We start from the raw sequence: 21,886 nt of genomic DNA, 5'->3' as shown, positions 1-21,886 counted from the left end.
CCCCAGCCCGCTGCCATGAAGCGAATCCTGCTTGCCCTGCTGCGTATCTACAAGATCGCCCTGAGCCCGTTTTTTGGCTCGCAGTGCCGCTTCCTGCCTACCTGTTCCGATTACGCCCGCGAAGCGATCCTGTGCCATGGCGCAGGGCGCGGCAGCTGGCTGGCCGCTTGCCGGCTATGCCGATGCCATCCGTTCACGGATGGCGGGTATGATCCGGTGCCACCGGCATCGGCAACAAAGCAAGACCGGGCTCGCCCCGCGACTGGCCATCCAGTCACGATCCGGCTACCCCGCCCCTGATTTCCCCCGACCACAGCGAGACATGGATATCAAACGCACCATACTCTGGGTCATCTTCTCGATGGCCCTCGTGCTGCTCTACGACAACTGGCAGCGCGCCAACGGTCACCAGTCGATGTTCTTCCCGAGCGCGACGCAGCAGGCTCCGGCAACCGCTGGCGGCGCTTCGGCCCCGCAAGGCGACGTGCCCAAGGCCAATGCCACTGCCGGCACCGACGCAGGCGCCCCGGCGTCCGTCCCGGTAGCCGCGGCCCAGCCGAGCGGCGAGAAGATCGTGGTCAGCACCGACGTGATGCGTGCCCAGATCGATACCGCCGGTGGCATCCTGACGCGCCTGGAACTGCTGAACCACAAAGAGCATGACGGCAAGCCGGTCGTGCTGTTCGAGCGTGACCAGACCCGCACCTATATGGCCCGTTCCGGCCTGATCGGTGGCGACCTGCCGAACCACACCACGGTGTTTACCGCTTCGGCGGGCCCGCGCGATTTGGCCGGCTCGGACAAGGTGGCGATCACGCTGACGGCGGAGAAGGACGGGGTCAAGCTGGCCAAGACCTATACCTTCCACAAGGGCAGCTATGTCGTGGACACGCAATTTGCCGTGACCAACGACAGCGGCAAGCCGGTCTCGCCGACGCTGTACATGGAACTGACGCGCGACGGCAGCAAGGTCGAGCAGTCGCAGTTCTATAGCACCTTCACCGGCCCGGCCATCTACACCGACGCCGACAAGTACCACAAGATCACCTTCGACGACATCGGCAAGGGCAAGGCCTCGGTCCCCTCCGCCGGTACCAGCGGCTGGGTGGCGATGGTGCAGCATTACTTTGCCTCGGCGTGGATTCCGCAGTCGGGCAAGGAGCACAGCTTCTACGTCGAGAAGATCGACAACAACCTGTTCCGCGTGGGCGTGCAGCAGCCGCTGGGCGCCATCGCCCCGGGCGCCACGGTGACCACCGATGCGCGCCTGTTCGCCGGCCCGCAGGAAGAGCGCATACTCGAGAAGATCACCCCGGGCCTGGAACTGGTGAAGGACTATGGCTGGCTGACCATCCTGGCCAAGCCGATCTTCTGGCTGCTGGAAAAGCTGCACGGCTTCCTGGGCAACTGGGGCTGGTCGATCATCCTGCTGACGGTGCTGATCAAGCTGGTGTTCTTCCCGCTGTCGGCGGCTAGCTACAAGTCCATGGGCAAGATGAAGGACCTGCAGCCCCGCATGACCGCGATGCGCGAACGCCTCAAGGGCGATCCGCAGAAGATGAACCAGGAGATGATGGCGCTGTACCGCACCGAGAAGGTCAATCCCCTGGGCGGCTGCCTGCCCATCGTGATCCAGATCCCGGTGTTCATTGCGCTGTACTGGGTGCTGCTGTCGTCGGTTGAGATGCGCGGTGCGCCTTGGCTGGGCTGGATCCATGACCTGTCGGTGCCGGATCCGTTCTACATCCTGCCGGTGCTGATGGCCGTGTCGATGTTCGTGCAGACCAAGCTGAACCCGACCCCGCCGGACCCCGTGCAGGCCAAGGTCATGATGATCATGCCGCTGGTGTTCTCGTTCATGTTCTTCTTCTTCCCGGCCGGCCTGGTGATGTACTGGGTCACCAACAACGTCTTGTCGATCGCGCAGCAATGGCAGATCAACCGGATGCTTGGCAAGAACAAGGTGAAGACCGCTGCGGTGGTGAAGAGCTGAGGTTGAAGTTGCAGTGAACAGAGGCTGGCGAGTGGCAAACCCGCTGGCGACAAAAAAGCCCGGTGCGATGCACCGGGCTTTTTTTTGCCTTGAACGAAGCCGACTGAAATGGCCAAAACTGTCTGGAATGACGATGGCAGTCGGTCCCTCTCCCCTGTTAGCAGAGGTTCCTGGGTAGGGGTGGTTCGGCTAGGAGCCACTTAAAGCGAAGCCAATGGTTGTTTCCGGCATCGAGCCACAGCGAGCGCCCGCCCTCTCCCCCGGCCCCTCTCCCACAAGTGGGAGAGGGGAGAAAACCGGCGGCCTCTCCTTCTCAATCCAGCCGCTTGCCCGCCGTCTCCCGCACTATCACCAAACCCACCAGCGAGGCAATCCCGCAGCCGATCACGTACAAAGCCGGCGCGTTGCGGTTGCCGGTCAGGTCGATCAGCCACGTCGCCAGGAACTGCGCAAACCCGCCGAACACCAGCACGCCGATGCAATAGACCACCGACAGGCCGGTGGCGCGAATCCGGCGGGGAAAGAGTTCCGTCAGCAGCACCACCGACGGCACCGTGTTGAAGACCAGCGTCAGCGCCAGCAACGCCACCGCAGCCAGCAGCACCGCAAGCGACGGGTGCGCATTGATCAGCAGGAAGGCCGGATAGATCAGCACCAACATCGTCACGCGCGACCACAGGATGGCGGGCTTGCGCCCGATGCGGTCCGACAGGCGGCCGGCATAGGCGCACAGCGCCACCTGCACCAGCGCGGCCAGGCAACCGGCGCCCATGCCGACCGACAGCGGTAGCTTGAGCACCGTCACCGCATAGCTGGCCATGTAGTGCAGCACGATGTAGTTGGCGGAGGTGCCGCCAATGGTGATCAGCACGCCAGCCACCACCGCGCGGCCATGGCCGAGGAATACCTCGGACAGGCCCGCGCGCTCGCTGGTGGCGCCGTGGGTGCCCGTGGCGGACTCGCCGGTTTCGTCGAGATGCCGTCGGATATACAGGCCGACCGGAATCACCAGGATGCCGAGCAGGAAGGGCAGGCGCCAGCCCCAGCTTTCCAGCGCCGCAGGGGGCAGCACATTGGTCAGCAGCAGGCCCACCAGCGAGCCCAGCAGCACGCTCACCCCCTGGCTGAACAACTGCAAGCTGCCGAAGTAGCCGCGCGAGTTGTCGTCGGCGTACTCCATGAGCAGCGCCGTGGATGCGCCCATCTCGCCGCCAATGGCAAAGCCCTGCACCAGCCGCGCCAGCACGATCAGCGCCGGCGCGGCGAGGCCGATCTGGGCATAGGTGGGCGCCACCACGAACAACGCGGAGCCCAGTCCCATCATCCACAGCGTCAGCGTCATGGCCGGCTTGCGGCCGACGCGGTCGGCGTACAGGCCGATCAGCACGCCACCCAGCGGCCGCGCCACGAAGCCCACGCCAAAGGTGGCCAGCGACAGCATCAACTGCCCGAGCGCGCCTTGCACCGGGAAGTACAGCCGCCCGATCATCACGGCGAAGAAGCTGTAGACGGTGAAGTCGTAGAATTCGAGCCCGTTGCCGATGGTGATGGCGGCAATGGCGCGCCGGGTGGGCGCGGGCAGGGCGGGCGCGGCGGCTGGCGCCTGCGCCGGGGCGGCGGCGGTGGTGGTGGTGGACATGGTCCGGTCTCCTTGAATCGTTATTGCCGGGCATGCACCCGGTCAGCTTGCTGACAAAGCTCGATCTGCGTTGTCGCGCTCCCCTCTCCCGCGCGCGGGAGAGGGGAGCAAACCGGCCGTGCGCGCGCGGGCTCAGGCCAGGAAGCGCTCGGCCAGCTTGACCCAGTAGGTGGCGCCGAGCGGCAGGCAGGCGTCGTTGAAGTCGTAGCCGGGGTTGTGCACCATGCAGCCGCCCTCGCCATCGCCATCGCCGTTGCCGATGATCAGGTAGCAGCCGGGGCGCTGCTCCAGCAGGAAGGCGAAGTCCTCGCTGCCGGTGAGGGGCACCATGTTGTCGATCAGTCCTTCGTCGCCCAGCCATTCGCGCGCCACGTCGCGGGCCAGCTCCGTCTCGGCGGGATGGTTGACGAGTACCGGATAGCGGCGGTCGTAGTGGACCTCGGCACACGCGCCGAAGCTCTCGGCCTGGGCGTGCGCCAGCGCGGTGATGCGGGCCTGGAGCAGGTCGCGTACCTCGGCCTTGAGCGCGCGCACGGACAGCCGCATCTCGGCGCTGTCGGGAATCACGTTGGGCGCCTTGCCGGCCTGGATGGCGCCGACGGTGACGATGGCCATGTCGAGCGGGTTAACGTTGCGGGCCACCACGCTTTGCAGCGCCATCACCATGGAGGCGCAGACCACCACCGGATCGATCGCCTTGTGCGGCACCGCGCCGTGGCCGCCGCGCCCGCTCACGCGGATGGTGACGGTATCGGACGAGGCCATGAAGGGCCCGGGCAGGAAGCCGAACTTGCCGACCGGATGGTCGGGCATGTTGTGCAGGGCGAACACGGCATCGCAGGGGAACAGCGTGAACAGCCCGTCGTTGATCATTTCACGGGCCCCGCCCATGCCTTCCTCGGCGGGCTGGAAGATCAGGTGCAGCGTGCCTTTGAAGGGCTTGTGCTCGGCCAGGTATTTGGCGGCGGCGAGCAAAGTGGCGGTGTGGCCGTCGTGCCCGCAAGCGTGCATCTTGCCGTCGAGCTTGCTGGCGTAGGGCAGGCCGGTGGATTCCTGGATGGGCAGCGCGTCCATGTCGGCGCGCAGGCCCAGCGCGCGGCCCTCTCCGTGGTGCAGCGTGCCGACCACGCCGGTGCCGCCCAGCCCGCGATGCACCGCATAGCCACAGGCTTGCAGGCATTCAGCCACCAGGTCGCTGGTAACGAACTCCTCGAAGCCGAGTTCGGGATGCGAGTGGATGCGGTGGCGCAAGGCCACCATCTCGGCTTCGATGGCGCGGATGCCGGGCAAAACAGGGGATTCTGCGGGTTGGGTGGCTTGCAGCATGACGGGTCTCCTTGTGGGTGCCGGGTGGCAGACGCCATGCCGGCGGCGCCCCCGTGGAACAGGGAACCGATCATAGGCAGCGCCCACCCGCCGCGGGAAGCCGCAATCTTGTTATCCTGACAACCGTTGGTTGTCCCCCTTTTCCGTTTTTCCCCCTTCCCCTCAGCCCCACAATGAAACTCCATCAACTCCAGGCTCTGGTTGCCGTTGCCGACGCCGGCAGCATCCGTGCCGCCGCGCGCCTGCTGGGCCATTCGCAGGCGGCGGTGACCAAGGCGCTGCGCGAACTGGAAGCGGAGCAGCGGCTGCCGCTGCTGCTGCGCACCGCGGGCGGCGTTGGCTTCACGGAGACGGGGCTACGGCTGCTGGGCCATGCACGCCTGGTGGTTGGCCAACTGGAGCGCGCCAACGCAGAACTGGCGGAGCTACGTGGCGAGGTGGGCGGGCGGCTGTCGATCGGTATCACGCCCTGGGTCATGCTGACGTTCCTGTCCGAGACAATGCTGCGTTTTCGGGAGCGCATGCCGGGCGTGCAGCTTGAGGTGTTCGAGGGCCTGACCGCGGTGGCGTTGCCGCGCCTGCGCGAGGGCCTGCTGGATTTTGTCGTGGGTCCGTTCACGCGGACCATGTCGGGCCAGGAGTTCGACTGCGAGCTCCTGCTGGCCTACGACTCCCGCGTGGTAGCCAGCCGCGACCATCCTTGCGCCGGCAAGACCTCGCTGCACCAGCTGCTGGACCAGGACTGGGTGGTGAACTACACGCCCGCCACCTACCCAGCGATGATGCAGAACCTGTTCTGGCAGCACGGCGCCGACATCGAGCCGCGCCATCTGCATCGCGCGCATTCGACCTCGTTGCTGCTGGAAATGGTGCGGCACGCGGGCATGCTCACCTATTGCCCGCGGCCGTTGATGTTCACCGACGCGCTGCGCGGCTGGGTGCAGGCGGTGCCGGTGGCCGAGCGCTTCGAAACCAGCCAGCTGGGCATCATCGCGCGCCGCAGCGCGATGCGCGGCGCGGCCGCGCAGTGCTTCGTGGATTGCCTGCTGGCCGTGATCAGGCGGCGCGCCCGTTCCGCCGCAGCGGCGGATCAGGAGTTGTTTGATTTGCTGACGCTGTTGTTCTGAGCCTGAGCAGGCCGTCCGGATCCGGCACGAAGGCACCGTCTCAGGCCAGGTCGAGCACGCTCATGGTGGCGTTGAAGCGGCTCACCAGCACCGCCTCGCCGTGCACGCTGGCGAAGACATCGGCCTCCACCACGATGATGGCGCGGCCGGATTTCAGTACGTCGGCGCGGCAGGTAAGGCGATCGCTGCGGGCGGCGCGCAGCAGGTTGATCTTGAATTCGGCGGTGACCACATGGCGCCCGGCATCCAGCATGGTGGAGGCGGCCGCGCCCGCGGTTTGGTCGGCGATGGTGGCCTGCACGCCGGCGTGGACGATGCCGCCGTGCTGCAGGTGGCGAGGCGTGACCAGCAGTTCGCTCTCGCACCAGCCCGGCCCGCAATCCACCAGCCGGATGCCCACGTCCGCGACGAAGGCCGCCTGGCGAAAGCCGGCCTCGATGGTGTCCCGCAGCAAAAGCCGTTCTTGTTCGGTGGACATGGCGCTGCTCCTCGCACTAGTGGTGGTCGGGTACGGCTTGGGTGGTGGCTGGCCGGCCGGCGTTGCCAGCACCCATTGCAACCCGAAGCGCGCAGGCTGTCAATGGAGTGCGGCGCAACCGGCACAATGGCCTACACTGTATAGACGTGCCCTGAATCGTGCCCTGAACCCGGCCTGCGTAGATCAGGCTGTTCCGGTAGGTACGCCGGTACATACGCCAACGCCGATATGCCATGCGCGCTGCCAACCTTCCCATCCAGTTGCACCCCCGCATGCCCGCCATTGATGCCTTCATCGCGCTCGGCGATGCGGGCCTGGTGGCGGTTGCCGATCAGCTGGATGCCTTGCACCGGCGTGACCATCCCGATGATGTGCACGCGTTGCGCGTGGCTGTAAGGCATCTGCGCGCCGTGTGCTGGGCCTTTGCCCCGGCCTTGCCCAAGGCCATCCGCGCGCGCTGGGATGACTGCCTGCGCAAGCTGGCGCAGGCTGCCAGCGATGTGCGCGACTGGGACGTGTTCGTCAGCGAGACCTTGCGCCCGGCGCTGGACCTGGAGCCGGAGGATCCGGTGCTGCTGGCGGTGCATGACACCGCGATTACGCGCCGCCACTACGCACGCGCCACCATGCTGGCGCAGCTCACCGAATACCAGCACTGGCCGCTGCCCGTGCTGCACCGCGATCTCACGCACCTGAACTGTGGCGGCGTGCAGGGCGCTGGCTCCGCCGCAAAGGATCACCTGGCGGAGTTCGCCAGCCGGCGGGTGTGCCGCGGGCGCAAGCGCGTGAAATCGCTGGCGCGTGCCGCGCGCTCGCAAGACCTGGCCCGCGTGCATCGCTTTCGCATTGGCAGCAAGCGGCTGCGCTATGTGATCGAGGCCTTGAAGCCGGTGCTGCCCGCGCGCTATGCCAAGCGCCTGCACCGCAAGCTGGTAAAGCGCCAAGGCAGCCTGGGCGGCCTGATCGACGGCGTGGTGGCACGCCGGCTGATGATGGAGTGCCTGAACATGCCCGCAAAGGATGCGGCGGGTGCGGCGGGTGCGACGGATGCGACGGATGCGACGGATGTGCCGGGTGCGGCGGTTGCGCCGGATCGATCTGCGACAATATCGCCATGACTGCCACGACCGCCATGACCGCAACCCACTCCTTCCAGACTCGCTCCACTTCCGCCATTCCCATCGCTGCCATTGCCACCGCGCCCGGGCGCGGCGGCATCGGCGTGGTGCGCGTGTCCGGCCCCGACGTGAGCGCGATTGCACAGGCCGTGTGCGGCCAGGCGCTTAAACCCCGCCACGCCACCTACCTGCCGTTCCTCGATGCGCGCGGCAAGGCGATCGACCACGGCCTGGCGCTGTACTTCCCCGCGCCGCATTCCTACACCGGCGAAGAGGTGCTGGAGCTGCAGGGCCATGGCGGCCCGGTGGTGATGCAGATGCTGCTGGCGCGCTGCCTGGATGCGGGCCGCGAGATTGGCCTGCGTCTGGCCGAGCCGGGCGAGTTCACGCGCCGCGCCTTTCTCAACGACAAGCTCGACCTGGCCCAGGCGGAAGCCGTGGCCGACCTGATCGAGGCCAGCACCGAAGCTGCCGCGCGCTCGGCCGCGCGCTCCATGGAAGGCGTGTTCTCCGACGCCATCCGCGCGCTGGTGGAGCAGGTGATCCACCTGCGCATGCTGGTGGAAGCCACGCTGGATTTCCCCGAGGAAGAGATCGACTTCCTCGAAGCCTCCAACGCGCGCGGCCAGCTTGCCGATATCCGCGACGCGCTGTGCGGCGTGCTGGCGCAGGCCAAGCAGGGCGCGCTGCTGCGCGAGGGCTTGTCGGTGGTGCTGGCGGGGCAGCCCAACGTGGGCAAGTCGTCGCTGCTCAACGCGCTGGCCGGCGCGGAACTCGCCATCGTCACGCCGATCCCCGGCACCACGCGCGACCGCGTGCGCGAGACCATCCAGATCGAAGGCATCCCGCTGCATATCATCGACACCGCCGGCCTGCGCGAAGACGCCACCGACGAAGTCGAGCGCATCGGCATCGCGCGCACCTGGGAAGCCGTGGGCCGCGCCGACCTGGTGCTGCATCTGGTGGACGCGGCCGACTACGTGGAACATGGCTTGTCGGAGATCGACGGCGCCATCGACGACCGCCTCTCCGGCCACTTGCCCCCGGGCTCCCCGATCCTGCGCGTGGTCAACAAGATCGACCTGGCGCCCAAGGTAGGCGAGCACCACTTCAGCGCGGATCGCCCGCACGTGGTCGCCGCCATCGGCCCGAACCCGGCCGAGGTATGGATCTCCGCACGCACCGGTGCCGGCATCGATCTGCTGCGCGGGCAATTGCTGCGGCTGGTGGGCTGGCAATCGGGCAACGAAGGCACCTTCCTCGCGCGCGAGCGGCACCTCACCGCGCTGCGCAGCGCGCAATCGCACCTGGACCTTGCCGAAGAGCGCGCGGCGCAGCAAGCGCAGGCGCTGGACCTGTTTGCGGAAGAACTGCGCCTGGCGCAGGACCATCTCAACAGCATCACCGGCGAGTTCAGCAGCGATGATCTGCTGGGGACGATCTTTACGCGGTTTTGTATTGGCAAGTAGGCCTTTGCAGACCTACTTCACCGGCATGCAGATCCGCGTCTGCAATTGCGCGGGCGGCGTGATGCGGGGATCGTTCACGTACTGCTCGAACATCGGAAAATCCGCCGGCACCTCCCCGCTGTTCGGCAGCCACTCCGAGAACATCCAGTTATAGGCCTTGTTCATCTCGTTGTAGGGGCCTGTGTAGGTCAGTATCGCGCAGCGGCATCTCCCATCATCGCGCGGTAGACGCGATGGAAGTGATACGGTGACAGGCAGGCCAGGTCGGCCAGTTGGTACAGATCCGGGTCGGCGTCAGGGTGGCTTGCCAGCCACCGCAGGACGGGTTCCATGCGTTGGGCGTACTGGATTCGGGTTTCGGGTTTCATGTGATCTCCATGGAGCGCAAGGTACCGGGAGGCGGTTTGCAGATTTTGCGGTTTTGTGTGGGTTAGGTGGCGCAGGGTGTCGGCAGGCGCGGATAGGAGGTTGATTTCCGATGATTTTCATTGATTTCCAAACGCGTTGATTCCCCACCCGCTGGGTGGAGAATCGGATTCCGGTGACCTGTAGCACACAAACCGGCCAGCATCCCCAACGAGTCCGCACACCCCTCCTATACTGAAATCCCAAACCCTCGCCCGCCGCTGGTCCACGCGGCTGCCAGCGTGCGAGCCATCGCATAAGTGCCGCGCGGCAATCAAGGCAAGCACAGGGAGCAGGGGCCTGAATCCCGGAGCGGCATCGACGCCAGGCGTGTAGCGTGCGGCGCCGATGTACGCGGGGATTCACATGAGGATTCATACAGGCTCCTGTCCATGCAAGACCGGCAAGGAGATCGTCATGACCAACGCGCAAGGACAAATCGTCGGCACCCTGAACCACCTGATCGAGGTCGGCAAGGACGGCGAGCTCAGCTGCTCAACCGGCGCCCGTGAAGTGCATAACCCCGAGATACGCGCCATCCTGGCGGGCACGGCGGAATCGTGCCGCGCGTCCGTGATGGAGTTGCAGGCACTGGTGACATCGCTGGGCGCGGAGCCGCGGGATCGCGGCACCATGGGCGGCACGCTGCATCGCGGCTGGATGGAGGTGCTGCACGTGATCGCGCCGCACAACGATGATGCGGTGTTGCAACTCTGCGAACGCGATGAGGAAACGGCAAAACGCGAATACCAGTCGGCGCTGATGAAGGACATGCCGCCCGAGATCCGCGCGGTGGTGCAGCGCCAGTACGAGGGCATACAGTGGCATCACGATCGCATCCACGCCATGCGCGGGATGCAGATCCATTGAGGCTTCGCTGCGCTGATCGCCGGCAATAGCCAGCGATAACCTGCGATAGCCAGCAAAGACCGGCTGCCTTCCAGACGCGCCTACCAGACGAACGGAACCAGCCGGTATCTCACCCGGGCCGCATAAGCCGCGTAGCCCGCAAGGCCGCGCTGCAGCTCGCGGTCTTCCATTGCCGTGCGCAGCACGATGGCGCCAATGAGCACCAGCGAGGCGGCAACGCCGTACCAGGAGCCGAGCATCAGCGCATTGGCCGGCAGGAACACCAGCATGGTGGCGTAGAGCGGGTGGCGGACCACGGCGTAGGGGCCGCTCGACACCACTCGGTGCCCGCGCTCGGCCTGGATCCTGACCACGGCCGCGAGGAAGGTGTTTTCATGAAACACGCGGTCGATCGCGAAAAATGACAGCACCATCAGCACCGCGCCCAGGCACTGCAGCCAGAGCGGCATCGCGGACCAGTGAAAGCGCACCGCATCCAGGCCCATCAGCACCATCCAGGCGATCCACGCCGCGGCCACGAACGGCAGCAGAATCTTGTCCCAGACCGGCTGGCCGGGTTGCAGCGGCATTTTCATGCGCTCGGCGAGCAGCGCCGGATCGTGCCGCGCCAGGCGCGCCGTAAGCCAGAAGCCGCCACCAAAAAACAGGATGAGATAGGCCCAGGCGGCGGGCCAAGCCAGCGTGCCTGCGGCGCCAAACAGCAAGGCCGCAAAGAGCAGGCCCTCCACCGCTAGCGTGAACCCGACCTTGAAACCCATGGCGCCTGCCTCCTTGCTGCCGAACCGGTAGCCGCGCGTTTGTCATCCTTTCACGTTAGCACGCACTTGGTATGCCGGCGCACAGTGAGCGGGCGCGGGGCGGGCTAGCTTCATCTCGCATGCCCACCGGCTACGCGCGCCGCGCGCGAGCCACCGCGATGCCGGAGAGCGTCGTGGCGTGGCGGCAGGGAGGCATGGCAGAGTACCGCGCCCCCCGACACTTTGAGGGGTGAGAAAAATGAGCCGTCGCGTTCTAGAGCTGACCGGGCTTCGCTGCGTTGCGGTCATGCTGGTGGTCATCAGCCATGCGGAGCACATGGCCAAGGGGGGGTACACGGGATTGCTTGCGCCACTGCGGTATTTCGCGAACGGCGGCGTCGGCGTGTTTATCTCGTTCGTGCTGAGCGGCTTCCTGATTACGGAGCTGTTGCAGGCTGAGTGGCGCGCCTGCGGCTCCATCAAGCTGATGCGCTTCTATGGCCGCCGCGCGCTGCGCATCTGGCCGGCTTTCTATGTCTATCTCATCGCGCTGGGCCTGTTTGGCATCGCCGGGCAGATCGACGTGGATGTGCGGCAGATCCTGTTTGCGGCAGTGCATCTCTGGAATTACTCTGAGATGCTCGGGCTGGGCAACGTCAACATGGCGCATCCCACCGGCGCGTGGCTGCTCGGCCATTTCTGGACGCTGGCGCTGGACGAGCAGTTCTACTGGCTGTGGCCGCCAGTGCTGTTGCTGCTGCTGCGCGGCAGGGATCCGCGCTGGCTGGTGCTGGCGATCATGCTGATGCCGCTGCTCAGGGTGCTCTGCTATTTCGCGACACCTTCGTTGCGCGGGCAGCTGGGCTTGATGCTGCACACGGGCGTGGACCCGGTGCTGATGGGATGCTATATCGCGCTGGATCGCGAGCGCCTGAAGGCCCAAATGAACGCGCGCTTCGCCGGTGCGTTCGTGCTCCCGGCGCTGATCCTGGTACTGCTGCTTGGCCTGCCGGTCATCGGCACCCTGGCCGGCGGCATCTGGACGGCGACCTATGGCCCGGTGGCGCTGGCGGCGGCAGTCGGCCTGCTGATCCTCGCCGTGGTGGAGCGCCCGGAGCTGTGGATATCGCGACTGCTCAGGAGCAAGGCCTTTGTGTTCGTCGGCACGATCTCGTTCAGCCTGTATGTCTGGCAGCAGTTGTTTACCAGCACGGCATCGCCGCTGGCGCTGCGCTTCCCCTTTTGCATCCTGGAGGCGCTGGCGGCCGCGGCGCTGAGCTACGCGCTGGTCGAAGCGCCTTTCCTGCGCCTCAGAAGCTGGCTTGGCAAGCGAGCGCAGGCGGCAACCCTGGAGGCGGGGAGCGAGGAGGGCGGCGCGCACCCGCGCAGCGTCGAGGCCGAACCGCTCCAGGACTTGCCGCAACAAGCCTTGTAAGCCGCAGTTGAGTGGAGCTGGCCTCTGTTTCTGTTGGCTGCCACACCAACGCAGGCCGGGCCTCGCGGTACCTTGTGACATTGCGCCGCGGCAGTCCGGGGGGCACGCCCGCGCGGGCCGTGCCCATCCCAAGCAGGGAGTGAACATGAACAGAGACGGTACACACTTATCCGCGCTGGACGGTGTGCGGGGCCTGGCGGTCCTGATCGTCATGCTTTATCACTTTGCCCACTTGGGCCTGGTGTCGGACCTGGCGCTCGACCGGGTGTTCTACCAGCTGTCGATGACGGGATGGATCGGCGTGGATATCTTCTTTGCGCTGTCGGGATTCCTGATCACGGGCATCCTGCTGCGCACCAAGGGCGCGCCTAACTACCTGCGCGCGTTCTACGGGCGCCGCGTGCTGCGCATCTTTCCGCTGTACTACTTCTACCTCGCGGTCCTGTTCGTGCTGCTGTTTCCGCTGATCTTGCACCGGCTCGGCGACAACGAGCAGGCCAAGCTGGAGGCGGTGCAGGCCAGCTGGCCGTGGTTCGTGCTGTATCTGTCCAACCTCAAGCAGGCGCTGACCGGCACGTTTTTCGGGGCGGGCGCGGGGCATTTGTGGTCGCTCGCCATCGAGGAGCAGTTCTATGCCGTGTGGCCGTTGCTGGTACTGCTGCTGTCGTTGGCCGCCATGCGCCGGCTGTGCTTTGTGCTGCTGGCGGGTACGCTGGCGGTGCGCGTCGGCATGGTCATGCAGGGCTTCGGCGCGGACGCCATTTCGGTGTTCACGCCGGCCCGGCTGGATGGCCTGGTGGCGGGCGCGTTGCTGGCGATGGCGGTCCGGCGCGGATTGCACTTCAAGCCCTGGCTGGTGAAGGCGGCGCCGTTCGCGCTGCTGGTGCTGGTGGGCGGACTCGCGGCCATGGGTTCCCGGCTGGAATCCAGCCCGCTGATCTACACCGTGGGCTTCTCGGTGGTTGCCGTGGTGGCGGTGGGCCTGATCTACGCGGCCTGCGCCACGGACCGGCACGCCGTGTTCAGCAACCGGTACCTGGTGTTCCTGGGCAAGTACAGTTACGCGCTTTACGTGTTCCACCCGATCATCCGCGTGGTGGCGGTCAAGGCGTTCGGCGAGCCGCGCCTGCTGCTTGGCAGCCAGATCCCGTGGCAACTGGGCTTTTCGGCGGCGTGCCTGTGCGCCTCCATCGCAGCGGCCCTGCTCAGCTGGCACCTGATCGAAAAACGCTTCCTGGGGCTGAAGGACGTGCTGTTCCCCAACCGGGTCCCCACGCCGGCACCGCCCCCGCCACCGGCCGCCTTGCCGGCGCGGGACGCATTCGGGGCCGACCCTGCCAGGCGGGGACGGCCCATCATCTAGGCGTGCCGGTCCACGGCGGGCGGCAGCCTGGCAGTGCCGGGCCGCTGGCCCACCGATGAATCGCATGCGGGCACGGCCAACGGCTACAATGGGCCGTTTCAGCGAACGAGCCCCTGCCATGACCGATCATCCCCGCTTTACCCTCAATCGCTCGCTCGTCGTATTGGTGCCGCAGCAGCCTTTCTTCGACTGGATCATGGCCGTGGATATCGACCCGGTAGCCACGCTGACCCTTGAGCATGTGCGCGAGGACCAGAGTGTGTTCCTGGTGCCGGACGATGTGGCGACCACGCCGGAAGCGCTGCAGTGGGTGGAGCAGCGCTGGCGCGCCCTGTTCGAATTCATGCTGGGGGAGTGGTTCGACGAAAGCCTGTGGCCACAAACGCTGACGCTGGAGCAGTTCCGTGACTGGTTCACCGTGCAGCACCACTCGATGGTGTTCGACATGGCGCCGGACACCCCGGTCGAGCACGAGGACTGGGACGAAGACGAAGACGAAGACGACGAAACCGGGCTGCGGCACCTTCACTGATCGCTGCTTGCCGGTTGCGGCGTGATGCGAGGCATCCTGGCGGCGCCGCCAAAGCCAGCCTTACGCCACACCCTCGCCATGAAGTGCATGCGCAACCCCACCCGGATCCCCACACCACACCCCGTCCAGGCTGTGGACAAGTCTGTGGAGAAGACCGAACAACCCTGTGGGCAAAGCTGTGGGCAACTTTTTGGGCATGTCCCTCCCGAGCGCCTGGACTGGCACCGCCAGCCCTTGCCACAGGCGGGCTGGCAGCCGATCCGAGCGCGTCGGCACGCAGTGCGGCGCGCGCACCGCGAGAGCTGGTGCCTGCCAGCGCAATGGCCTATTTCTATCGCAGGAAACCCCGGATGTTGAACCGTAACCAGCAAATCCTTATCGGCGTTGTCGCCCTTGCCGTCCTTGGCATGTTGTGGCTCACCGGCAACCATGAAGAGCAGCAGGAAGAACCGGCCGCCGAGCCGGTCACGGCGGCGTCCGCGGCGGTGCCGGAGCCGAACGCCGGCGCGCGCGGCGTGCCCAAGAACGGCACGCTGGACCCGATCAGCATCGACCCGAACCGCTCCACCGACATCCTGCCGCAATACCAGGCGGACACCCTCGTCGACGATTACCAGGAAAACAGCGGCGCGGCCAACGACCGCTACCTGGGCAAGTATTTCATCGTGGAGGGCGTGGCCAGCGGCGTGCGGCGCGAGGGAGGCGACACGGTCTTCCTGGATATCCGCTCCAATAGCCCGACCCTGGTGGTGCGCGCCAAGCTCCTGCCGATCCAGATCTGCGGCCCCGCCGGCCGCACCTGCGAGGTGGAAGCGCGCGGCACCATGGTCCGGCGCGGGCAGAAGGTGGCGGTGGAATGTACCGGCGCCGGCCAGGTGGAAGGCTCGCCAGTTCTCGAGGGTTGCCTTGTGCGTGGCGGCGCCAACTGAGCGCGAGCACTGACTTACCCACACCGATATCCAGCATGCAAACCCTGCTTTCCGTACTCGCCCTGACCATCCTGATTGTTACCGTGGTGGGCCTGGTCTCACCGCCCTTCATCAGCAACGCTTTCCTGAAGGGCCGCCCGGTGGGGCGCCTGCAGATCCTGCTGGTGGGAGTGTTCCTTGCCGCGATCTGCCTGATGGTGGTGGGCACGATGGCCAGCGGGGGCGCGGCAAAGGCCTGAAGCGCCTGACAAAGCCGCCGAATGGGCCAAAGCCGCGCGCCATGACGACGGCTGTTGCTCCCTCTCCCCTCAGGGGGAGAGGGGAGCACGACAACGCAGATCCTGCCGGCCCCTCCAGCCAGGCAGGAGAGCAGAGCAAACCAGTGGTCCAATCGCCTCTCCGGCGCCTTGTAGGACACATCCCACAGCAAGATCGGTGCGCCGTCGATAATGGCGCGCTCCGGCGCTGTGTATCTTTCCATCACGATACCAACAAACGTCAACGACGCTACAAGGCCGCAAGCTCCCAGGAGCCCGGGCCACGCTGAATATCATGATGAACGTCCTCCTCCCGGGCAGTATGACCGCGCCGCAAGCCCAGGCACTCGCCAACATCCTCGCGATTACGCGCCGCGAGTGGCAGGTGACAGGGCTAGGCCCCCTCGCCGTGGATCATGGCCGCCCGGGCGGCCGCCGCGACGGCACCAGCAAGGACCAGCCCGCTGGCCCGTCGGCCCCCAAACCCCGCCAGCGCCGCCGCGACCAGCTCGCGCAGCGCGCCGCCCGCGCCTTCGAGGCGCAGGTGATGGCGCTGCGCTGCCGCCAGGTTTTTGTGCTCTGAGACTCACCCGCGCAGCCAACCCGAACGCTAGTAGTCTCCAAGGGTAGTACCCCCTCTTGGCCAGCCTCTCCGGCTGGCCGTTTTTTTGCCTCGGCGGCCACCGCGCTGCACGGAACCGGCGCAGGACCGGCGCAGGACCGGCGCAGGACCGGTTTACCCGCTCTGTTCCAACGATTGCCCACGCCGCGATGGCCTAAAGTTGGCGGGCGCGCCTGCCGACAACACGGTTCGGCACCCTTGCAGCAGCGTTTCCAGGAGCATCATGAAAAAAGCATTGCTAGCCGCCAGCCTAGGCTTGCTGGTCACCGGCTGCGCCACGTACCAGGCCGTCGTCCCGGTCGACCGCGGCGACCATATCGCCGCCACGCAGCCCGCCGACGGCACGCTGTTCTGCGTGATTGCCAACGCGGGCAGCGGCAATGCCTACGCGGAATTCATCCGCGACTCGGTGCAGCAGCGCGGCTTTGAGTTCAAGATGCTGTCGCCCGGCTCGTCGGTGGCGTCGTGCCCCTATACCGCCACGGTCTACATGCAGCGCCAGACCTACTGGCGCGATTTCCTGAGCACGGCGGAGATCATCGTCTACATCAATGGTGAGCGCGCCGGCAAGGCAAACTACGATGCCCTGCGCAGCGCTGGCGGCCTCAACTTGAGCAACCTGGTCCCGCCCGAGATGAAGATCGACGAGCTGTTCGAGCAATTGCTGCCCGGCATGCGGCCAAAGCCGTCCACGGCCGGCGCACCGGCCGCGCCCGCCGCGCCGGCTTATCCCACCTCGCAAGCCACGCCAGCCTGAACACCTCCACCGCCTGACGCAGGTCGCCTTGACAAGGGCGTCCCCATTACAGCTAGAAGTGCAGCTTAGCTCCCTTGTGGAGTGCACAGACGCGCGCGAGTGGTGCCCCTTCAGGGGACACCTTCAGGGGACACCTTCCGTGCGCGTCGCGCCCATCCATCAATCGCTTAACCGATCAACCGATCACCCGATCAGCCACCAGCTGACCCAGCCGCACCACGGTCACGCCCGGGCGCAGTTGCCGCAACGACGGCATCACCAGCACGCAATCCGGGTAAGGCGTGACCACCGGCTCGCCGTCGCGCCAGCCGATCACGGTGCCGGCTTCGGCGAAGGTTTCCAGCCCGGTGTAAGAGCCGGCGAAGCGGAAATCCATGCTGCTGGCGACCACGGGCTCGGTCACGCGTACCACCCGCTGCGGCGCCACGGGCAAGAGCCAGCCTGCAGGCACGTCGCCAGCGTCGATCACGCCGGCATTGAGCAGGAAGCGCGCGGTGCTGTCCTTGGCCACGCCCACGGCTGCGGTTTCCCAGTGCTGGCCGCATTCGACCAGCAGCGCGTTCCTGGCGCTGGCGGGGTCGCCAAAGCCTTCGTAGTCGCGCATGCGGCGGCCTTCCGGATGGCCCTCGTCCACGATCACGTTGGCCGGCGCGCCCACGGCGCGCGCCAGGGCGATGCCCTTGTCGAGCGGGCCGGAAACGATCAGCGGCAGGCTTTTCTCATGCATGGAGTGCAGGTCGAGCAGCAGGTCCACGGTATCGATGACCGGGCGCATGGCGCGCGCGCGGCGCAGCTCGGACGAGTCACGGGTGGTGTCGTCCAGCACGGCTGCCGTCCACACGCGGTTGAAATCCTGGTCGACATAGCGCGACGCATCCGGGCGGGCCGCATCGAAGCTGTGATACGCGTCGACGTTGGCAAAGGCCAGCGTCAGGCGGCCGCGGCGCGGGCGCAGGCCGAGGTCCAGCAGCGCCTTGACGGTGATGGCGCCGCACACCTCGTTGCCGTGGGTCAGCGCGTTGACCATCACGTGCGGGCCGGGCACGCCACTGTCGAAGGTGTGGACGTAGGGCACGCCGGCGTTGCCGGTGGCGTAGGCGGAGATATCGGGAAATTCGACTTCAACCGGGTAAGCGTGGAAGCTGGGGGCAGTGGTCGTCATGTTTTTGGGTCGGGGAGGTTGCCAGTGAGTTCGACTTAACAACGAGAAAGCAACGAAGAAGCGAGGAAAGGCGGGCGGCCGATGCCGGCACCGCCACTTGCGGCTAGCAAACAACAAGCGGACAACAAGCAAATGGTACGCCTGCCGCCTTCCCCTTATTCGTGAATGCCGGCAGTCTGGACGATGCTCTTGTACTTCACCGTCTCGCGCTTGATAAAGCTGCCGAACTGGCCCGGGCCGCCCGGCGCCACTTCCACGCCGGCCTCGGCCAGCTTCTTCTTCACGTCGGGCATGGCCAGCACGGCCTGCATCTCGGTGTTCAGGCGATCGACCACGGCGCGCGGCGTATTGGCCGGTGCCATCAGGCCAAACCACACGCCCATGTCCACGCCCTTGAGCGCGCTGCTTTCCGCCAGCGCGGGCACGTTGGGCGCCACCTGGGCGCGATGCCCTTCGGTCACGCCGTAGGCCTTGACCCGGCCGGCCTGGATATGCGGCAGCGCCGACGACAGCACCATCACGGCGAGGTCGATCTGGCCGCCGAGCAGGTCGGTGGACATGGCGGACGCACCCTTATAGGGCACATGGGTGATGTTGACCTTGCCTTGCTGCTTGATGAGCTCGCCGGCCAGGTTCAGCGGCGTGCCCACGCCGGACGAGGCATAGGCCAGCTTGCCCGGCTGCGCCTTGGCCAGCGCGATCAACTCGTCGGCGTTCTTGGCCGGCAGCGCGGACTTGCCCACCAGCACCATCGGCTGGGTGCCGACGAAGGTGATCGGCGCCAGGTCGCGCTCGCCGTCGTAGCGCACGGCGGGGTTGGTCAGGCGCGCGATCGAGACCTCGCTGCCCGAGCCCATCAGCAGCGTGTAGCCGTCGGCGTCGGCCTTGACCACCTTGGACGCGCCGATGGTGCCGCCCGCGCCGCCCAGGTTCTCGATCACCACGCTCTGGCCCAGGCGCCTGCCCAGTTCCGGCGCGATGGTGCGCGCCACCAGGTCGACGCTGCCGCCCGCGGTGTAGCCCACCACCAGGGAAATCGGCTTGGTCGGCCAGCCCGAGGCGGCGGCGCCGCCGGCAAGCAGGCAGAAGGATGCGGCAGCAGCCGCACGCAGCAGTTTGTTCATGGCAGGTCTCTCCGTTTTTAGATTTGCGCCGTAGGCAGGTATGCGGCGATGTTAGAGAGCGTACGGCTGCAACAACGTGCGGCTTTGGCAATGGCGCTTGCCGTTTTGGCAAGGGGGGTGGGGGTGGAGTGGGCGGCTTCCTGCGGGATCCGGTGAGCGCGCCTGATCAATGTGTCGATGGCGGCGATCCTGGTGGTCCTGCCGGTGGTGGCGTTGATGCGTTGATGCGTTGATTGCTGACGGCTAGCCTGCCACCGCGGCATGCCAGAAGGCCTCGCCCAGCGGCCGCATCGGCGCGCGCGGGCGATACAGCAGGATCTGCATCGCGAGGTCCGTCTCGCCGCCCACCTCCAGCCCGGCGCGCACCAGGCGCCCCGCGTGCAGGTCATCGGCGATCAACCGGGCGGGCAGCCACGCCAGGCCCATGCGCTGGCGCACCATTTCATGCACGGATTCGGCGAAGTCGCTTACCGCGATCACGTCGAGGCGGCTGGCCAGCCCGCGCCGCGCGATCTCGCCGTTGACCATGCGTCCCAGGGTGAGCGTTTCGGCGTAGGCGATCATCGGTACCGGCGCGCGCTGGCCGCGCGCTTGCAGCTTGTACAGCGGCCCGCCGGCGTCCGCCGCCGCGCTCACGCAAACCAGGCGTTCCTCGCCCACCAGGTAGTACTGGTAGCGGGCGCTGTCGAGCGTCACCGGCTGCTCCGGCGAGTTGTAGCAGAGCAGGAAGTCCGCGTCGCCCTCGGTGAACATCGCCAGCGCGTCATGCGTGGAAAACGTGGAGAGCCGGGTGCGAAAGTTGGCCGCCACCGGATCGTTGCGCAACGTGTGGCGCAGGCCAGCCAGCCACGCCGGCACCATCGAACGCGCGAGTGTCTTGCCGGTGGCAATCACCACGGTACTGGCATCGGCCCGATGCGCCGCGCGCAGCGACAAGCGCGTCTCGTCCAGCGTGCGCAGCGCGCTCTGCGCGGCTTCCAGGAACTGGCGCCCTTCATCGGTGAGGCGCACCGGGAACACGCTGCGATCGATCAGCGGTGCGCCCGCCCAGACTTCCAGCGCCTGCATGCGGCGCCCGAATGCCGGCGGCGTGACGTTGCGCAGCTCCGCCGCGCGCGCGAGGCTGCCGGCCTGGGCCAGGCATACAAAATCCTCAAGCCAGCGGATATGCATAACGACTCGCGCCGGGGCGCGTTGCGAAGTTGAAAGGGGACGATCAAGGTGAATGCCGCCGTCTCGGGAGCGGCGCTGCGAATATTGTAGCTGTAGCTGGACGTGCCCCGGCGCGCGGGATGCGACACACGGCGGCGGCACGACTCGGGTAGAATTTTTGCCATGGCCCTCTTCAAGCGCAGCCCTGCGCCCACCTCCGCGTCTTCATCCGCGTCTTCATCCGCATCCGCCGCCCACGATGCCGCCGGCTCCGGCTCCGGCAATGGCAATGGCAATGGCACGCCGCCGGAATACACCATCGACGAGCTTGCGCGCGCGGCGGGCACCACGGTGCGCAATGTGCGCTCCTACCAGGACCGCGGCCTGATCGATCCGCCCGAGCGGCGCGGCCGGGTGGGCATCTACACGCAGGCGCACCTGGGCCGGCTACGGCTGATCAACCACCTGCTGGCGCGCGGCTATACGCTGAACAATATCCAGGAGCTGCTCAAGGCCATCGTGGAAGGCCATGACCTGCGCTCCATCCTCGGGCTGGAGTCCGCCATCAGCAGTCCGTGGACGGACGAAGCGCCGCGCCACTATTCCTACCTGGCGCTGGCCAAGCTGTTCGGCCGCGCGGTGTCGCGCCCGGCGCTGGCCAAGGCCATCGCGCTCGGCCTGCTGGAGCCGGACGGCATGGGCTACCTCGCGCGCAGCCCGCGCACGCTGGCCGCCGGCGCCGAGATCGCACGCGCGGGGTTTGCGCTGGAAGATGTGCTGTCCATCATCGAGCACGCACGCGGGCACTTCGAGGCCGTATCGGACCGGATCGTGGCGATGGTGGTGCGCGAGCTGGACCGCTTCGGCGAAGGCAAGCTGCCACCGCCGCAGGACGTGCCCCGGCTGGTGGATATCCTCTGGCGCATTCGCCCCCTGGCGATGGTGGCGGTAGAAGCGGAGATGATGCGGGCGCTCGAGCAGTCGGCCAACAAATACCTCGGCGACCGCGTGGCAGCCATCATCGAGCACTTGCACGATGAACCGGAAGACGGCGGCAAGGGCAATGCACCGAAGGGCGCGGCCCGGAAGACAAAGCGCTGATACAGGTACGCGGGCGAAGCCGCAACATCAAGCGCCCGCCCTCTCCCCCGGCCCCTCTCCCGCGAGCGGGAGAGGGGAGCAAACCGGCGGTAGAGTAAAAGCATCACTCGGTGTAGCCGTGATTTCCGCCCCCAGGCGGAAATCACCAAAGCGCGATGCGAAGCGAGCCGTGAAGGTTTTCATCTCCCGTTATGGGGCGCCTCGTCGGCAGGCAAAAAGAGCGGAAAAGAGGGACCCATGTTTGAGCATCGCCCTAAGGCGATGTGAGTTTGGGTCCCTGCCGCTCTTTT

At 66.7% G+C, this 21,886-nt stretch carries 21 protein-coding genes and 1 pseudogene; 14 read left to right on the top strand and 8 right to left on the bottom strand.

What is annotated here, in order from left to right; translation table 11 throughout:
* Positions 1 to 15 precede the first annotated feature (15 nt).
* Positions 16 to 300 carry a membrane protein insertion efficiency factor YidD gene (yidD, locus tag ACYP5B_RS03300; protein WP_082054956.1) on the top strand — a complete coding sequence of 95 codons (285 nt, stop codon included), beginning with the start codon at positions 16 to 18 and terminating at the stop codon, positions 298 to 300.
* Positions 301 to 322: 22 nt separating this feature from the next.
* Positions 323 to 1,993 carry a membrane protein insertase YidC gene (yidC, locus tag ACYP5B_RS03295; protein WP_459568525.1) on the top strand — a complete coding sequence of 557 codons (1,671 nt, stop codon included), beginning with the start codon at positions 323 to 325 and terminating at the stop codon, positions 1,991 to 1,993.
* A 313-nt stretch (positions 1,994 to 2,306) separates the two neighbouring features.
* Here the strand turns inward: yidC and ACYP5B_RS03290 are convergent, their stop codons facing one another.
* Entirely contained in the window at positions 2,307 to 3,632 is a 1,326-nt protein-coding gene (locus ACYP5B_RS03290) for an MFS transporter (RefSeq protein ID WP_459568524.1), read from the bottom strand.
* Between the two features lie 132 nt (positions 3,633 to 3,764).
* The gene (locus ACYP5B_RS03285) at positions 3,765 to 4,892 is read right to left on the bottom strand and encodes a M20 aminoacylase family protein (protein WP_459568596.1); all 1,128 of its coding nucleotides are present in this window, start codon (positions 4,890 to 4,892) and stop codon (positions 3,765 to 3,767) included.
* Positions 4,893 to 5,131: 239 nt separating this feature from the next.
* Here ACYP5B_RS03285 and ACYP5B_RS03280 point away from each other — a divergent pair, with 239 nt between their 5' ends.
* Positions 5,132 to 6,085, top strand: a complete 954-nt coding sequence (locus tag ACYP5B_RS03280) for a LysR family transcriptional regulator (protein ID WP_459568523.1) — start codon at positions 5,132 to 5,134, stop codon at positions 6,083 to 6,085.
* A 40-nt stretch (positions 6,086 to 6,125) separates the two neighbouring features.
* On the opposite strand, the gene ACYP5B_RS03275 is transcribed toward ACYP5B_RS03280, so the two are convergent.
* Positions 6,126 to 6,563, bottom strand: coding sequence for a PaaI family thioesterase (locus tag ACYP5B_RS03275; RefSeq protein WP_267604902.1), 438 nt, complete (start codon positions 6,561 to 6,563; stop codon positions 6,126 to 6,128).
* A gap of 233 nt (positions 6,564 to 6,796) precedes the next feature.
* On the opposite strand from ACYP5B_RS03275, the gene ACYP5B_RS03270 reads away from it, so the two are divergent.
* Both ACYP5B_RS03270 and mnmE read left to right on the top strand, forming a co-directional pair.
* A complete protein-coding gene (locus ACYP5B_RS03270) occupies positions 6,797 to 7,681 on the top strand; it encodes a CHAD domain-containing protein (RefSeq protein WP_459568522.1) in 885 nt (294 codons plus the stop codon).
* A gap of 14 nt (positions 7,682 to 7,695) precedes the next feature.
* The gene (gene mnmE / locus ACYP5B_RS03265) at positions 7,696 to 9,150 is read left to right on the top strand and encodes a tRNA uridine-5-carboxymethylaminomethyl(34) synthesis GTPase MnmE (RefSeq protein ID WP_459568595.1); all 1,455 of its coding nucleotides are present in this window, start codon (positions 7,696 to 7,698) and stop codon (positions 9,148 to 9,150) included.
* Between the two features lie 12 nt (positions 9,151 to 9,162).
* Here mnmE and ACYP5B_RS03260 read toward each other — a convergent pair.
* Positions 9,163 to 9,518 (bottom strand): annotated as a pseudogene (locus tag ACYP5B_RS03260) (AraC family transcriptional regulator).
* Between the two features lie 454 nt (positions 9,519 to 9,972).
* Here ACYP5B_RS03260 and ACYP5B_RS03255 point away from each other — a divergent pair.
* The gene (locus ACYP5B_RS03255; protein WP_267604899.1) at positions 9,973 to 10,425 is read left to right on the top strand and encodes a PA2169 family four-helix-bundle protein; all 453 of its coding nucleotides are present in this window, start codon (positions 9,973 to 9,975) and stop codon (positions 10,423 to 10,425) included.
* Between the two features lie 80 nt (positions 10,426 to 10,505).
* On the opposite strand, the gene ACYP5B_RS03250 is transcribed toward ACYP5B_RS03255, so the two are convergent.
* The gene (locus ACYP5B_RS03250; protein WP_400099308.1) at positions 10,506 to 11,183 is read right to left on the bottom strand and encodes a methyltransferase family protein; all 678 of its coding nucleotides are present in this window, start codon (positions 11,181 to 11,183) and stop codon (positions 10,506 to 10,508) included.
* A 238-nt stretch (positions 11,184 to 11,421) separates the two neighbouring features.
* Here ACYP5B_RS03250 and ACYP5B_RS03245 point away from each other — a divergent pair, with 238 nt between their 5' ends.
* The 7 genes from ACYP5B_RS03245 to ACYP5B_RS03215 all read left to right on the top strand — a co-directional run bounded on the left by ACYP5B_RS03245 (position 11,422) and on the right by ACYP5B_RS03215 (position 17,057).
* On the top strand, positions 11,422 to 12,597 hold the full coding sequence (locus ACYP5B_RS03245; protein ID WP_459568521.1) for an acyltransferase family protein: 1,176 nt from the start codon (positions 11,422 to 11,424) through the stop codon (positions 12,595 to 12,597).
* A gap of 145 nt (positions 12,598 to 12,742) precedes the next feature.
* A complete protein-coding gene (locus ACYP5B_RS03240) occupies positions 12,743 to 13,960 on the top strand; it encodes an acyltransferase family protein (RefSeq protein WP_459568520.1) in 1,218 nt (405 codons plus the stop codon).
* A gap of 118 nt (positions 13,961 to 14,078) precedes the next feature.
* Positions 14,079 to 14,492: a hypothetical protein gene (locus tag ACYP5B_RS03235; protein WP_459568519.1), complete on the top strand. Its 414-nt coding sequence runs from the start codon at positions 14,079 to 14,081 to the stop codon at positions 14,490 to 14,492.
* 350 nt (positions 14,493 to 14,842) lie between these two features.
* Positions 14,843 to 15,421, top strand: coding sequence for an OB-fold protein (locus ACYP5B_RS03230; RefSeq protein ID WP_459568518.1), 579 nt, complete (start codon positions 14,843 to 14,845; stop codon positions 15,419 to 15,421).
* A 35-nt stretch (positions 15,422 to 15,456) separates the two neighbouring features.
* Positions 15,457 to 15,660, top strand: coding sequence for a hypothetical protein (locus ACYP5B_RS03225; protein ID WP_174424410.1), 204 nt, complete (start codon positions 15,457 to 15,459; stop codon positions 15,658 to 15,660).
* A 313-nt stretch (positions 15,661 to 15,973) separates the two neighbouring features.
* The gene (locus ACYP5B_RS03220) at positions 15,974 to 16,261 is read left to right on the top strand and encodes a hypothetical protein (protein WP_459568517.1); all 288 of its coding nucleotides are present in this window, start codon (positions 15,974 to 15,976) and stop codon (positions 16,259 to 16,261) included.
* A 262-nt stretch (positions 16,262 to 16,523) separates the two neighbouring features.
* Positions 16,524 to 17,057: an Sbal_3080 family lipoprotein gene (locus ACYP5B_RS03215; RefSeq protein WP_459568516.1), complete on the top strand. Its 534-nt coding sequence runs from the start codon at positions 16,524 to 16,526 to the stop codon at positions 17,055 to 17,057.
* A gap of 175 nt (positions 17,058 to 17,232) precedes the next feature.
* Here the strand turns inward: ACYP5B_RS03215 and ACYP5B_RS03210 are convergent, their stop codons facing one another.
* The 3 genes from ACYP5B_RS03210 to ACYP5B_RS03200 all read right to left on the bottom strand — a co-directional run bounded on the left by ACYP5B_RS03210 (position 17,233) and on the right by ACYP5B_RS03200 (position 20,516).
* Positions 17,233 to 18,219: a M14 family metallopeptidase gene (locus ACYP5B_RS03210; RefSeq protein ID WP_459568515.1), complete on the bottom strand. Its 987-nt coding sequence runs from the start codon at positions 18,217 to 18,219 to the stop codon at positions 17,233 to 17,235.
* Between the two features lie 155 nt (positions 18,220 to 18,374).
* The gene (locus ACYP5B_RS03205; RefSeq protein WP_318234603.1) at positions 18,375 to 19,343 is read right to left on the bottom strand and encodes a Bug family tripartite tricarboxylate transporter substrate binding protein; all 969 of its coding nucleotides are present in this window, start codon (positions 19,341 to 19,343) and stop codon (positions 18,375 to 18,377) included.
* Positions 19,344 to 19,586: 243 nt separating this feature from the next.
* Positions 19,587 to 20,516: a LysR family transcriptional regulator gene (locus ACYP5B_RS03200; RefSeq protein WP_459568514.1), complete on the bottom strand. Its 930-nt coding sequence runs from the start codon at positions 20,514 to 20,516 to the stop codon at positions 19,587 to 19,589.
* A gap of 162 nt (positions 20,517 to 20,678) precedes the next feature.
* Here ACYP5B_RS03200 and ACYP5B_RS03195 point away from each other — a divergent pair, with 162 nt between their 5' ends.
* Positions 20,679 to 21,596: a MerR family transcriptional regulator gene (locus tag ACYP5B_RS03195; protein ID WP_459568513.1), complete on the top strand. Its 918-nt coding sequence runs from the start codon at positions 20,679 to 20,681 to the stop codon at positions 21,594 to 21,596.
* The last annotated feature ends 290 nt before the right edge of the window (positions 21,597 to 21,886 follow it).

The organism is Cupriavidus sp. 8B (assembly GCF_054589115.1).
The sequence above is the reverse complement of the archived record's forward strand: the minus strand, read 5'-3'. Positions and strand labels throughout refer to the sequence as shown.

Bases quoted from the DNA above. Each gene is read 5' to 3' on its own strand.
- yidD (WP_082054956.1), top strand. From the start codon at position 16: ATGAAGCGAATCCTGCTTGCCCTGCTGCGTATCTACAAGATCGCCCTG.
- yidC (WP_459568525.1), top strand. From the start codon at position 323: ATGGATATCAAACGCACCATACTCTGGGTCATCTTCTCGATGGCCCTC.
- ACYP5B_RS03290 (WP_459568524.1), bottom strand. From the start codon at position 3,632: ATGTCCACCACCACCACCGCCGCCGCCCCGGCGCAGGCGCCAGCCGCC.
- ACYP5B_RS03285 (WP_459568596.1), bottom strand. From the start codon at position 4,892: ATGGTGGCCTTGCGCCACCGCATCCACTCGCATCCCGAACTCGGCTTC.
- ACYP5B_RS03280 (WP_459568523.1), top strand. From the start codon at position 5,132: ATGAAACTCCATCAACTCCAGGCTCTGGTTGCCGTTGCCGACGCCGGC.
- ACYP5B_RS03275 (WP_267604902.1), bottom strand. From the start codon at position 6,563: ATGTCCACCGAACAAGAACGGCTTTTGCTGCGGGACACCATCGAGGCC.
- ACYP5B_RS03270 (WP_459568522.1), top strand. From the start codon at position 6,797: ATGCGCGCTGCCAACCTTCCCATCCAGTTGCACCCCCGCATGCCCGCC.
- mnmE (WP_459568595.1), top strand. From the start codon at position 7,696: ATGACCGCAACCCACTCCTTCCAGACTCGCTCCACTTCCGCCATTCCC.
- ACYP5B_RS03255 (WP_267604899.1), top strand. From the start codon at position 9,973: ATGACCAACGCGCAAGGACAAATCGTCGGCACCCTGAACCACCTGATC.
- ACYP5B_RS03250 (WP_400099308.1), bottom strand. From the start codon at position 11,183: ATGGGTTTCAAGGTCGGGTTCACGCTAGCGGTGGAGGGCCTGCTCTTT.
- ACYP5B_RS03245 (WP_459568521.1), top strand. From the start codon at position 11,422: ATGAGCCGTCGCGTTCTAGAGCTGACCGGGCTTCGCTGCGTTGCGGTC.
- ACYP5B_RS03240 (WP_459568520.1), top strand. From the start codon at position 12,743: ATGAACAGAGACGGTACACACTTATCCGCGCTGGACGGTGTGCGGGGC.
- ACYP5B_RS03235 (WP_459568519.1), top strand. From the start codon at position 14,079: ATGACCGATCATCCCCGCTTTACCCTCAATCGCTCGCTCGTCGTATTG.
- ACYP5B_RS03230 (WP_459568518.1), top strand. From the start codon at position 14,843: ATGTTGAACCGTAACCAGCAAATCCTTATCGGCGTTGTCGCCCTTGCC.
- ACYP5B_RS03225 (WP_174424410.1), top strand. From the start codon at position 15,457: ATGCAAACCCTGCTTTCCGTACTCGCCCTGACCATCCTGATTGTTACC.
- ACYP5B_RS03220 (WP_459568517.1), top strand. From the start codon at position 15,974: ATGATGAACGTCCTCCTCCCGGGCAGTATGACCGCGCCGCAAGCCCAG.
- ACYP5B_RS03215 (WP_459568516.1), top strand. From the start codon at position 16,524: ATGAAAAAAGCATTGCTAGCCGCCAGCCTAGGCTTGCTGGTCACCGGC.
- ACYP5B_RS03210 (WP_459568515.1), bottom strand. From the start codon at position 18,219: ATGACGACCACTGCCCCCAGCTTCCACGCTTACCCGGTTGAAGTCGAA.
- ACYP5B_RS03205 (WP_318234603.1), bottom strand. From the start codon at position 19,343: ATGAACAAACTGCTGCGTGCGGCTGCTGCCGCATCCTTCTGCCTGCTT.
- ACYP5B_RS03200 (WP_459568514.1), bottom strand. From the start codon at position 20,516: ATGCATATCCGCTGGCTTGAGGATTTTGTATGCCTGGCCCAGGCCGGC.
- ACYP5B_RS03195 (WP_459568513.1), top strand. From the start codon at position 20,679: ATGGCCCTCTTCAAGCGCAGCCCTGCGCCCACCTCCGCGTCTTCATCC.